General features: G+C 54.0%; 11 protein-coding genes. 2 read left to right on the top strand and 9 right to left on the bottom strand.

What is annotated here, in order from left to right:
* Positions 1-199: 199 nt before the first annotated feature.
* The 9 genes from AC6CHM_RS15615 to AC6CHM_RS15575 form a co-directional block, all read right to left on the bottom strand.
* Positions 200-1,924 (bottom strand): ABC transporter substrate-binding protein, encoded by a 1,725-nt coding sequence (locus AC6CHM_RS15615; protein WP_115054663.1) that lies wholly within the window; start codon positions 1,922-1,924, stop codon positions 200-202.
* Between the two features lie 91 nt (positions 1,925-2,015).
* On the bottom strand, positions 2,016-2,423 hold the full coding sequence (locus AC6CHM_RS15610; protein WP_498173668.1) for a DUF2160 domain-containing protein: 408 nt from the start codon (positions 2,421-2,423) through the stop codon (positions 2,016-2,018).
* Positions 2,423-3,241 carry a carbohydrate ABC transporter permease gene (locus AC6CHM_RS15605; RefSeq protein ID WP_115054815.1) on the bottom strand — a complete coding sequence of 273 codons (819 nt, stop codon included), beginning with the start codon at positions 3,239-3,241 and terminating at the stop codon, positions 2,423-2,425. Before AC6CHM_RS15605 ends, AC6CHM_RS15610 begins: the two co-directional genes overlap by 1 nt.
* Positions 3,242-3,320: 79 nt before the next feature.
* Positions 3,321-4,187: a carbohydrate ABC transporter permease gene (locus AC6CHM_RS15600; RefSeq protein ID WP_115054661.1), complete on the bottom strand. Its 867-nt coding sequence runs from the start codon at positions 4,185-4,187 to the stop codon at positions 3,321-3,323.
* Between the two features lie 2 nt (positions 4,188-4,189).
* Positions 4,190-5,257 carry an ABC transporter ATP-binding protein gene (locus AC6CHM_RS15595; protein ID WP_307281913.1) on the bottom strand — a complete coding sequence of 356 codons (1,068 nt, stop codon included), beginning with the start codon at positions 5,255-5,257 and terminating at the stop codon, positions 4,190-4,192.
* A gap of 3 nt (positions 5,258-5,260) precedes the next feature.
* Positions 5,261-6,343: an ABC transporter ATP-binding protein gene (locus AC6CHM_RS15590; protein WP_115054659.1), complete on the bottom strand. Its 1,083-nt coding sequence runs from the start codon at positions 6,341-6,343 to the stop codon at positions 5,261-5,263.
* Between the two features lie 146 nt (positions 6,344-6,489).
* Complete coding sequence (gene glpD / locus AC6CHM_RS15585) at positions 6,490-8,031, bottom strand: glycerol-3-phosphate dehydrogenase (protein WP_307281909.1); 1,542 nt, start codon at positions 8,029-8,031, stop codon at positions 6,490-6,492.
* A gap of 113 nt (positions 8,032-8,144) precedes the next feature.
* On the bottom strand, positions 8,145-8,909 hold the full coding sequence (locus AC6CHM_RS15580; RefSeq protein ID WP_115054813.1) for a DeoR/GlpR family DNA-binding transcription regulator: 765 nt from the start codon (positions 8,907-8,909) through the stop codon (positions 8,145-8,147).
* 366 nt (positions 8,910-9,275) lie between these two features.
* The gene (locus tag AC6CHM_RS15575) at positions 9,276-10,301 is read right to left on the bottom strand and encodes a LacI family DNA-binding transcriptional regulator (protein ID WP_498173667.1); all 1,026 of its coding nucleotides are present in this window, start codon (positions 10,299-10,301) and stop codon (positions 9,276-9,278) included.
* Between the two features lie 208 nt (positions 10,302-10,509).
* Between AC6CHM_RS15575 and denD the strand changes: the two genes are divergently transcribed.
* Together denD and AC6CHM_RS15565 are read left to right on the top strand one after the other, a co-directional pair.
* Positions 10,510-11,499 carry a D-erythronate dehydrogenase gene (gene denD, locus AC6CHM_RS15570; protein WP_354342932.1) on the top strand — a complete coding sequence of 330 codons (990 nt, stop codon included), beginning with the start codon at positions 10,510-10,512 and terminating at the stop codon, positions 11,497-11,499.
* Positions 11,496-12,269 carry an SDR family oxidoreductase gene (locus tag AC6CHM_RS15565; RefSeq protein ID WP_115054656.1) on the top strand — a complete coding sequence of 258 codons (774 nt, stop codon included), beginning with the start codon at positions 11,496-11,498 and terminating at the stop codon, positions 12,267-12,269. Before denD ends, AC6CHM_RS15565 begins: the two co-directional genes overlap by 4 nt.
* Positions 12,270-12,272 lie beyond the last annotated feature (3 nt).

Genomic DNA, 12,272 nt, shown 5'->3' with positions numbered 1-12,272 from the left:
ATCGGTGTCAGCTATACCGGCCAGTTCTCCAGCCAGTCACACGACAATGCCATCAAGGCCGATCTCAGCGTGCGGTTTTAGGATGGTAAACAAGGGCGGCAGATGATGCCGCCCTTTGCTTCTATTCTAGGGTAATCGCAATATACAAAAGAAAAAGGGCGGCGCCGAAGCGCCGCCCCCTCCCCTCAATGCCTCAAGCTTACTTGTTCCAGCTCTTGACCAGTTCGTCATAATTGATGGTCTGGGGCTTTTCTTTTTCGTTTTCGATCTTCAACTGTGGTGCGAGGTGGCCATTCTTGACCGCATCGGCATTCCAGTAGGCAAGATCATGTTCTTCAGCCATTTTCGGTCCAATATCGCCCTGAATGCCAGCGCGTTCCAGACGTTCCATGACCTTTTCCTGCTCGGCGCAAAGTGAGTCCATCGCTTCCTGTGCAGTCTTGGCACCGGAGGATGCATCGCCGATTGCCTGCCACCATAGCTGAGCCAGCTTTGGATAGTCAGGAACGTTGGTGCCGGTTGGCGACCACTGAACACGGGCAGGCGAACGATAGAACTCGATCAGACCACCAAGCTCCGGAGCGCGCTTGGTGAAGCTTTCATGCTGGATGGAGCTTTCGCGGATCAAGGTCAGACCTACATGGCTCTTCTTGACGTCCACAGTCTTTGATGTGACGAACTGGGCGTAGAGCCAAGCTGCCTTGGCGCGATCATCCGGTGTCGACTTCAACAAGGTCCAGGAACCCACATCCTGATAACCAAGCTTCATGCCGTCTTTCCAGTAAACGCCATGCGGCGAAGGAGCCATGCGCCATTTCGGCGTGCCATCATCATTCATGACCGGCAGGCCCTTTTTGACCATGTCGGCAGTGAAGGCCGTGTACCAGAATATCTGCTGGGCAACATTGCCCTGTGCAGGAACGGGACCGGATTCCGAGAAGGTCATGCCCTGCGCTTCCGGCGGTGCATAGGCCTTCATCCAGTCAAGATATTTCTGGATGGAATAGACGGAAGCCGGGCCGTTGGTATCACCGCCGCGCGCAACGCAGGAGCCGACCGGCTGTGACTTTTCGTTGACCTTGATGCCCCATTCATCGACGGGCAAACCGTTTGGAAGACCCTTGTCACCATTGCCTGCCATGGAGAGCCAGGCATCGGTGAAGCGCCAACCGAGCGATGGGTCCTTCTTGCCATAGTCCATGTGACCATAGACTTTCTTGCCGTCGATCTCGCGACCGGTGAAGAATTCGGCAATGTCTTCATAGGCTGACCAATTGACCGGCACACCGAGGTCATAACCATACTTCGCCTTGAAGTCGGCCTTGTTCTTTTCGTCGTTGAACCAGTCATAGCGGAACCAATAAAGGTTCGCGAACTGCTGGTCCGGCAACTGATACAGCTTGCCATCAGGAGCAGTCGTGAACTTGGTGCCGATAAAGTCAGCCAGATCAAGACCAGGATTGGTAACGTCCTTGCCTTCATTGGCCATCCAGTCGGTCAGGCTGCGCGCCTGCTGGTAGCGCCAATGCGTGCCGATCAGATCGCTATCATTGACGTAAGCATCATAGACGTTTTCGCCGGACTGCATTTGTGTCTGCAGCTTCTCAACGACATCGCCTTCACCGATGAGATCATGGGTGATCTTGATGCCGGTAATATCAGTGAATGCTTTAGCCAGAGTTTTGGACTCATATTCATGGGTGGTAATCGTTTCCGAAACCACCTTGATATCCATGCCTGCGAAAGGCTTTGCAGCATCGATAAACCACTGCATTTCCTTTTCCTGCGCAGCCCGATCAAGGGTCGACATATCGCCGATTTCCTTGTCGAGAAAAGCTTTGGCTTCGTCCATGCCCGCATAGGCACTTCCCGCCCCCAATAGCAGCGCAAGTGCTGTTGTTGTCGTTAGAATTCGCGTTCGCATTTCAGTCCTCCCAGAGTTGCGATTTGCAGGTGTTGAATGACTGGCGGATGCCAGACCTTCAATTTAGGGCATCGGATTTCAGTCCGATGCTTTAGACAAAGCGGAATACGCCAATGGCGTAGACCACAGAGATTGCTAGAGCCCACCAGATATTCGGGCCAACAAGACCGAGCCAGGCGAGGTGGATAAAAGCACTGCCGAGCAGCGACACGAAAAGCCTGTCGCCGCGCGTGGTTTCAAAGCGCAATATGCCGATGCGCGGATTGCCGCCCGGCGAGGCATATTCCCAGACCGCCATCAGCGATATGAACGCAAAGATGGTCAGGAAAAACAGCGCTGTCGGAAATGTCCAGGCCATCCAGCCGCCACCTGCAAGTGCTCCGAACCAATCCCGCGCACCGCTTTTCAACGGCACAGCTGTGACAAGCAGGCCCGCCAAGATTGCATAGGCCGCAAGAACAGCGAGAAGCGCCAGAGGCCAACGCCGTGTGTTTTCCATTACACCCTCCCCAGGGCAAAGCCCTTGGCGATATAGTTGCGGACGAAGTAGATCACGATGGCGCCGGGAATGATGGTCAAGACGCCGGCCGCAGCCAGCACGCCCCAATCCATGCCCGACGCAGAAACCGTGCGCGTCATGATAGCAGCGATTGGTTTTGCCGCCGTCGTCGTCAACGTGCGGGCAATAAGCAATTCCACCCATGAGAACATGAAGCAGAAGAAGGCAGCAACGCCGATGCCGCTTGCGATCAGCGGAATGAATATCTTCACGAAGAAGCGCGGAAAGGAATAGCCATCAATATAGGCGGTCTCGTCGATTTCCTTTGGCACGCCCGACATGAAGCCTTCCAGAATCCACACAGCCAGCGGCACGTTGAACAGACAATGCGCCAGAGCAACGGCGATATGCGTATCGATCAAGCCAAAGGCCGAATAAAGCTGGAAGAATGGCAGCGCAAAAACAGCTGGCGGTGCCATGCGATTTGTCAAAAGCCAGAAGAACAAATGCTTGTCGCCGAGGAACCGGTAGCGCGAAAAGGCATAGGCCGCAGGCAAGGCGACCAGCACCGAAATCACTGTGTTCATGCCCACATAGATGATCGAGTTGATATAACCCTTATACCATGATGGGTCGGTGAAGATGACCGCGTAGTTCCGCAAGGTCGGACTTTGCGGCCAAAGGGAAAAGTTTCCCAAAATCTCCTGATTGGTTTTGAAGCTCATATTGATGAGCCAATAGATCGGCAGCATCAGGAAAAAGATGTAAAGCGTCGGGATCAACCACCAGAATTTCGATTCATCCCCGCGCTTGCGCATGCGGCGGGCAAGAGCCTTATCCATTCTGGCCTGTTCAGGGCTGACACTAACTGCGGTACGGGCGACAGATTCTGACATCTCAGCGCTCCGCATCATAATTGGTCATGACGGTGTAGAACACCCATGACATCAGGAGGATAATAAGGAAGTAGATGAGCGACATGGCTGCCGCCGGTCCAAGATCGAACTGGCCAACCGCCATCTTGACCAGATCAATGGACAGGAAAGTGGTCGAGTTGCCGGGACCACCACCTGTGACGACGAAGGGTTCGGTATAGATCATGAAACTGTCCATGAAGCGCAGCAGAACGGCGATCAAAAGTACACGGTTCATCTTTGGCAACTGAATGTAGCGAAACACTGCCCAGCGCGATGCACCATCAATCTTTGCCGCCTGATAAAAGGCATCGGGGATCGAAACCAGCCCGGCATAGCACAGCAGCACGACCAAGCTGGTCCAGTGCCAGACATCCATAATGATGACCGTGAACCAAGCATGCAGCGGATTCTGCACATAATTATAGTTGATCCCGAGGCGTTCCAGCGTATGGCCGAGCAAGCCGATATCAACACGCCCGAACACCTGCCAGATCGTACCAACCACATTCCACGGAATAAGCAACGGCAAAGCCATCAGCACGAGACAAACCGGAACACCCCAGCCCTTGCGCGGCATATTCAGCGCAATGACGATCCCCAGCGGAATCTCGATGAGAAGGATAATGAACGAGAAGAAGAGGTTGCGACCAAGAGCCGAATGGAAGCGCTCGGAAGTGAGCATTTCCGTGAACCATTCTGTTCCGGCCCAGAAGAACTGGTTATTGCCGAACGTATCCTGCACTGAATAATTGACCACGGTCATCAGCGGGATAACTGCCGAGAAAGCCACGAGCAGCAAAACCGGCAGGACCATAAACCAGGCTTTATTGTTCCAGGTTTTTTCCATGATTATAACCCTCCCACGCGCCAGCTATCGGCATAGATATTTATGCCCTTCGGGTCGAAGGTGATGTGCGGATCGGCAGGGATATCCTCGCCTTCGCCAACGATGACGGCAATGTCCTGATTTTCAAGTCGAGTACGCACGATCTTGTGTCGTCCAATATCTTCCACTTTGGCAATTTTTACCGGCATGCCGGAACGACCGATGCGGATATATTCCGGGCGGATACCAAGCTCGATTTTCTTCGCATCGGCGGGGGTAACAGGTGTAGGAAGTTGTATTGCGTGCGCACCAATTTGCGCCATTCCGCCTGCAAGCTTGACCGGCATGACATTCATGCCTGGCGAGCCGATGAAATAACCAACGAAGGTATGCTTTGGCCGCTCGAACAATTCTTCTGGCGTACCGATCTGCACGATCTCGCCATCATACATGACGACGACTTTCTGGGCGAAAGTCAGCGCTTCCGTCTGATCATGTGTGACATAAACCATTGTATAGCCAAAACGCTGATGCAGCTGCTTCAGCTGTGAGCGAAGAACCCATTTCATATGGGGGTCGATCACGGTCAGCGGCTCATCGAAAAGGATAGCGTTCACATCAGACCGGACAAGGCCGCGACCGAGCGATATCTTCTGCTTCTGATCCGCCGTCAGACCACGGGCTTTCTTGCCGGACCAGCTCGCAAGATCGATCATCTCCAGCGTCTCGCGCACCTTGACGTCGATCTCGGATTCCGCAACGCCGCGATTACGCAGGGGGAAGGCAAGATTATCGTAAACCGTCATGGTGTCGTAGATGACCGGGAACTGGAACACCTGTGCGATGTTGCGTTCCTGCGTCGAAAGGTTGGTGACATCCTGACCGTTGAACAGCAATTGTCCATGGGACGGATGGATCAGGCCTGAAATGATGTTGAGCAGCGTGGTCTTGCCGCAACCGGAAGGTCCCAGCAGCGCATAGGCACCGCCATCTTCCCAGCTGTGGTGGACCTCGCGCAGCGCATAGTCCTTATCCGACTTCGGATTAGGACCGTAGGCGTGGCGGATATGGTTGAGATCGATACGTGCCATTATCTATGCCGCCAATTTCTGCTGGCGGCGAATGGAATTGCCGCTGCCATCGAAGATCATCAGGTTGCGCGGGTCGATGAAAATGTCGATTTCTTCATCGGGCGTGTAAATGTGGATGCCGTGAGCGAGCATTGTCCAGCGCGCATCGGCGAAGGACAGATGGACGAAGCTTTCCGAACCGGTAATTTCAGTGGCTGTCACGCGGGCCTTCAATCCGATTTCATCGGCACTGCCGCGAACCGTATTGATGTGGTGCGGCTGGAAGCCGATCGTATAGGTGCCGTCAGCGATATCGGTCAGATGCGACGGGATCGGCAGGGTAACGCCGCCTTCCAGCTGGAATGCCTTGCCGAACTTTGCCAAGGCAATTGTGTTCAGCGGCGGGTCGGCGAAGGTCTGCGCCGTGATAAGATCATCCGGTTTGCGGAACACATCAATTGTGGAACCAAACTGCGTTACCCGCCCCTCGGAGAGGGTTGCCGTGCTGCCGCCGAGCAGCAAGGCTTCATGCGGCTCAGTGGTCGCATAAACAAAGATCGTGCCGGATTCGGCAAAGATGCGGGGCAATTCCTGACGCAGCTCTTCGCGCAGCTTATAGTCAAGGTTGGCCAAAGGCTCATCGAGCAGCACCAGCTTGGCGTTTTTGACGATGGCCCGCGCAAGCGCGGTGCGCTGCTGCTGGCCGCCGGACAGGCTAAGCGGCGTGCGGTCGAGATAGGGCGTAAGCTTGAGGATTTCAGCGGCCTTGCGCACTTCGCGATCAATAGTTGCCTTGTCAGCGCCGGCAACACGCATTGGCGAAGCAATGTTCTCATAGACCGTGAAGGCCGGATAATTGATAAACTGCTGATAGACCATGGCAACCGAGCGCTTTTGAACCGGAACGCCCGTCACATCCTGACCATCGAACCAGACAGAGCCGGAAGTTGGCACATCGAGACCTGCCATGATGCGCATGAGGCTGGTTTTGCCGGACAGAGTGGGTCCAAGCAACACATTCAGCGTCGCATGTTCCAAAGTCAGCGATATATCGCTGAGGTGGAGCTTGCCGCTCACCATTTTGGATACATTTCGCAATTCCAGCATTACTTCTCCTCCCGAAGCACTTCCACCCAAACAGAAACGGGAAGCGCTCTAACTCTTTGCCTTCGCAATTCCGAACGGAAAACCGGTTCCCACCTTCCTGGAATTGCTCTTGAGCCGATGCGCGTTACCGCGCCTCAGCAGTATAGTTATTCTGCAGCCATGGCGCGCCGCCTGTCGACTGCACCTTCCATGAATTGATCGAGAGCAGCCGCTTCATCAGCGCTCAAATGCAAGCCTCTTTTGGTCCTGCGCCACAGCACATCCTGCGCGGTAAGCGCCCATTCATGCTCAATTTGATAGCGTATTTCCGCCTCGTAAAGATCCGATCCAAAATGCTTACCCAAATCGCCAAGCGATTTTGCATTTCCAAGCAGCACACGTGCCTTGGTGCCATAAAGCCGGAAAAGCCGATGTGCATGGGCAGCTGTCAGAAACGGATAGTCAGACTTCAATATCTGCAATTCACTGTCGAATGCGTTTACTGCGAAATTCCCGCCGGGCAGCGTACCGGTTGCCGTCCATGGCTTACCACGCTTGCCAAGCTGGTCTTCAATTTTCTCAAGCATATGCTCGGACAGACGCCGATATGTGGTGATCTTGCCACCAAAAATGTTCAGGATCGGCGCCCGACCGTCCGACGCATCGGTTTTCAATACGTAATCGCGCGTTGCTTCCTGCGCCTTGGACGCACCATCATCATAAAGCGGACGCACACCCGAATAGGTCCAGACCACATCTTCGCGCTTCACCGGCTCGACAAAATATTCGCTGGCCGCTGCACAAAGATAATCAATTTCGGTATCGCTGATTTTCACGTCCGCCGGATTGCCGTGATAATCCTGATCGGTTGTACCAATCAGCGTGAAATCCTGCTCATAGGGAATGGCGAAGATAATACGCCCATCTGTATTCTGGAAAAAATAGGCCCGTGGATCGTCGAACTTTTTCTTTACGACGATATGGCTGCCCTGCACCAGCCGTACATTATGCGCATCATTGCTGCCCACTACGCCGGTCAGAACTTCATCAACCCAAGGTCCGGCAGCATTGACGACGAGCTTTGCCTGCACATCTTCCTTGGCGCCGGTCAAAGTATCCTGCAATGTCAGCGTCCAATGATCGGCACCGCGCATCGCACTTACAACTTTTGTCCGCGTGCGGATGACCGCACCTCGATCGGCGGCATCGCGGGCGTTGAGCGCCACGAAGCGCGCATCATTAACCCAGCAATCGGAATATTCGAAAGCCTTGGTATAAAGCGACTTCAGCGGCTTTGCGGCCGGATCGCGCGTCATATCCAGAGTACGGGTTACCGGAAGCTTCTTGCGTCCGCCAATGTGATCATAAAGGAAAAGACCAAGCCGCAGCAGCCATGCCGGACGCAGGCCTTTATGATGCGGAAGCACGAAACGCATGGGCCAGATAATATGCGGCGCGCAGGCCCAGAGAACTTCACGCTCCATCAACGATTCGCGCACAAGGCGGAATTCATAATGTTCGAGATAACGCAAACCACCGTGGATAAGCTTTGTCGAACCGGAGGAGGTGCCGCTGGCAAGGTCGTTCATCTCGGCAAGGAAAACCGAATAGCCGCGGCCCACAGCGTCACGCGCAATGCCGCAGCCATTAATGCCGCCGCCTATAACGAAGATATCGTAAACCTGACCCTTCAATTTCCCCACCCTCATTTCGCAACGCACCATCTCTTCGCATATGCGAAATGAAAAAGCTATAATTGCGAAAGCAATACGAAACTAAAATGAACTATAGCGCGCAATGGAAGAGCGCACAAGAGCCGGTTTCAGACAGATGTTTCGATCAATCTGACGTCTGCATCGCTGCATATCCGGCGTATTGCCTCACTTTCGCAGCGGTCGGTAATGAAGGTGTTGACCTGCGACAAGTGGCCGATGCGAACGGGTGCAGTGCGCTCAAACTTGGTCGAGTCCGAGACAAGGATCACGTGGCGCGCATTGGCCATGATCGCTTGCGCGACTTTGACCTCGCGAAAATCAAAATCAAGCAATGCGCCATCACTGTCGATTGCCGAGGTTCCTATAACAGCGAAATCCACCTTGAACTGGCGGATGAAATCGACCGCTGCCTCGCCGACTATACCGCCATCGGAGCCACGCACGACACCGCCGGCAATGACCACCTCAATATCGGGGTAAATTCGTAACCTGTTGGCAACATTTATATTATTGGTGATTATCATTAGACCTTTACGGTCCAGCAAGGCCTGCCCAACAGCCTCTGTCGTCGTGCCGATATTCACAAACAGCGATGCATTGTCGGGGATCAACTCAGCGGCAGCTTTACCTATGGCTTCCTTCTCGCCCGCTGCTATCAAGCGCCGCGCCTCATATTCCAGATTTTGCACGCCTGAAGGAAATAAAGCGCCGCCATGAATACGGTTGAGCAGGCGCTGATCACAGAGGTCGTTAAGGTCTTTGCGAATGGTTTGCGGCGTGACGTTGAAATGCATCGCCAGATCATCGACAAGCACGCGACCATGCTCCTTGGCCATCTCCAGAATTTCGGCATGTCTGGGAGCGAGGAACATGGAACCAGCTTTCATTTTCGTTTTTGTAGTGTCTATACGAAAACGAAAATTGCTTTATGTCAATCGTAAGTAAAGCGAAAGGCATTTCAAAGGTGGGTGGGAATCACTGCCTGCATGATTGGTGTGCGTGGTTCGACAAGCTCACCATGAGGGAAGTTGAGGATTGCAGGAGTCAGGATTTGCAACGCTGGCCGTTAATCATGCAGCCATTACCTTCCCTCATGGTGAGCTTGTCGAACCACGCACGAAGCTGCTGCAGCACCTAGAGCAATTCCAGGAAAAGTGTGTAGCGGTTTTCCGTCCGGAATTGCGTAAAAACAAAGACTTAAGAAGCGTCATTTTAAATCTATCAAAACGCAAAACGCTCTAGGCAGTAGCGCCCTCGATAATGTCAAAACCAGTATTGATGATGGTTTTTTCCGGGGGACGCTCGCGGCTTTCAAGCAGCTTTTCCGCCGCAGTTTTGCCAATCAGAAATCGCTTGGAGAGAATAGTTGAGAGCGGCAGAGGCATTGCCTGCCCGATATCCAGCCCATTGAAGCCGAATATGCCGAGCCTCTCTTTGATGACAATTCCCGCATGGATGCAGTAGAAAATACCGCCCATAGCCATATCGTCATTAGGGAAAATCACGACATCCAAATCGGGATGGGCTGCAAGCAGTTTTTCCAGAAGCTCCCGCCCGGCTATTGTCGAGCCGCCGCCGGGGACACGCATTTCGCCGACGAGCGAAAGACCAGCCTCCCTTAAGGCTTCACACAGCCCCTGATAGCGCGCCTTTGCACGGTCATCGGAAATCAACATATGACCGGCATAGCCAAATCTTCGGTATCCGCGCTCAATAAGGTGCCGCCCGGTTTCATAGCCAGCCTGCCGATGTGACATGCCGACAGCTATATCCACAGGATCGCCATCAATGTCCATAAGCTCCGCAACGCGGAACCGGCCCTGCTCGAGGTGTTTTCGCGCTGTGGGCGTGTGATGCAAGCCGGCCAGAATCACAGCGGCTGGTTGCCAGGCAAGAAATGACAGAAGAATACGCTCTTCAATCAGCGGATCATAATCGGTAACACCAATGACCGACTGAAACCCTGTTTCGGTGATAGCAGTGTGGATTCCGCGCAGGACATCGGGAAAGACAATGTTCGACAATGATGGCAAGAGCACAGTCATCAATGTCGAAGCGGCGGAAGCGAGGCTCCCCGCAGCGCGATTGGGAATATAGCCAAGCTGGGAAATGGCGGCCAAGACGCGTGTTCGCGTCGCATTCGCAATGGGACCTTGATTGCGAACGACGCGCGAAACCGTGATCTCGCTCATGCCAGCCAGCCGCGCCACATCCGCCAAAGTCGGTGCACCGGCGTTTCGATTGGCATTTCTCTTGCGGGTCATAGGCTCGAATCCAGAGCATTTTCCAAGAATAATGACAGCGCTACCATAAAACGCTTGATGAACGCTAGTCAGTGTGCATAACTTTATGACAGCGCTAACATACAAATGTTCAGTCGCTGGCTTGTTTTCACAATTCTGGACGAAAACCGGGTCCATTCTGCTGGAATTGTTTTAAGCCCGGGAGGGGCTTGAGGGAGGAATACCGCATATGCATGTTTTGGTGATCGGCGCAGCCGGAATGGTTGGCCGCAAGCTTCTGGACAAGATCGCTGCCGAACCGGGCGCGCTTGGATCCGACATAGACAAGCTGACACTGGTTGATGTTTTCGAACCCGTAGCACCGGCAACCTTTGCCGGTATTGCGCAGACAATTGCCGCTGATTTGTCCGATCCCGGTGTGGCAGACAGGCTCGTTGCCGCCCGTCCGGACATGATCTTCCATCTGGCAGCAATCGTTTCAGGCGAAGCGGAAGCCGATTTCGAGAAGGGCTACAAGATCAATCTCGATGGCACGCGCTGGCTTTTCGAAGCCATCCGCATTGAGGGCCAAAAAGCGCCTTACAAGCCGCGTGTTATATTTGCCTCCTCCATCGCGGTTTTCGGCGCGCCTTTCCCCGACAAGATCGGCGACGAGTTTTTTACGACACCACTCACGAGCTATGGCACGCAAAAAGCAATTTCGGAGCTTTTGCTTTCAGACTACAGCCGCAGAGGTTTTTTTGACGGGATCGGCATTCGCCTGCCCACAATCTGCATTCGCCCCGGCAAGCCGAATAAAGCGGCATCGGGATTTTTCTCCAATATTCTGCGCGAGCCGCTATCGGGACAGGAAGCAATTCTTCCCGTCGATGAGAATGTGCGGCACTGGTTTGCCAGCCCGCGTTCGGCGGTCGGCTTCTTTATCCACGCCGCAACGTTAGACCTTGAACAGGTCGGTCCAAGGCGCAATCTTTCCATGCCCGGCCTTTCGGCGCTTGTTGGCGAAGAAATTGCCGCTCTTCAGCGCGTTGCAGGTGACAAGGCAGTCAAACTCATCCGCCGTGAGCCCGATGCCACAATCCAGAAAATCGTGTCCGGCTGGGCAACGGATTTTGATACGTCGCGAGCCAGCAAGCTTGGTTTCAAGGCAGAGACCGCCTTTGACGACATTATCAAAGCGCATATTGACGACGAACTCGGCGGAAAGATTCCAGCATGAGCGTGATCGATTCGGGCAAGGGAAAAATTGCGCTGGTGACAGGTGGCGGCACAGGCGTCGGCAAAGCCATCACAACTGCGCTTCTTGGGGTCGGCTATACGGTGGTCATTTCCGGCAGGCGCCAAGACGTGCTTGATGATGCGGCCAATGCTTTGGCCAAAGATACTGGCGGCACGGTCAAGCCGATCACCGCGGATGTCAGCGATCCCCACTCTGTCGCAGCGCTTTTCGAGGCGATCAAGAGCGAGTATGGGCGGCTGGACCTTCTGGTCAATAATGCGGGTATCAATGTCCCGAACATTGCCATGGAAGAGTTGACTTTCGAGCACTGGACCTCAATCGTCGGCGCCAATCTGACAGGTGTATTTCTTTGCACCCAGCAGGCGATGAAGCTGATGAAAGCACAATCGCCCCGAGGCGGCCGCATTATCAATAATGGCTCGATTTCAGCCCAGACTCCGCGCCCCAATACAGCGCCCTATACGGCGACGAAACATGCCGTGACCGGCATGACCAAATCGACGGCACTGGATGGCAGACCGTTCGATATTGCTTGTGGGCAGATCGATATTGGCAATGCCACGACTGAGATGACATCGAAAATGGCGGGCGGCGTGATGCAGGCAAATGGCGAGATCGCCAGTGAGCCAACCATACCGGCGCATCACATTGGCGATGCTGTTGTCTATATGGCAAGCCTGCCACTGGACGCGAACGTACTGACAATGACGATCATGGCAACTAAAATGCCGCTGGTCGGACGCGGGTAAAGC

It is taken from the genome of Phyllobacterium sp. GQ127 (assembly GCF_059758635.1).
Note: the sequence above shows the minus strand (reverse complement) of the source record. Positions and strands in the feature narration are given on the sequence as shown.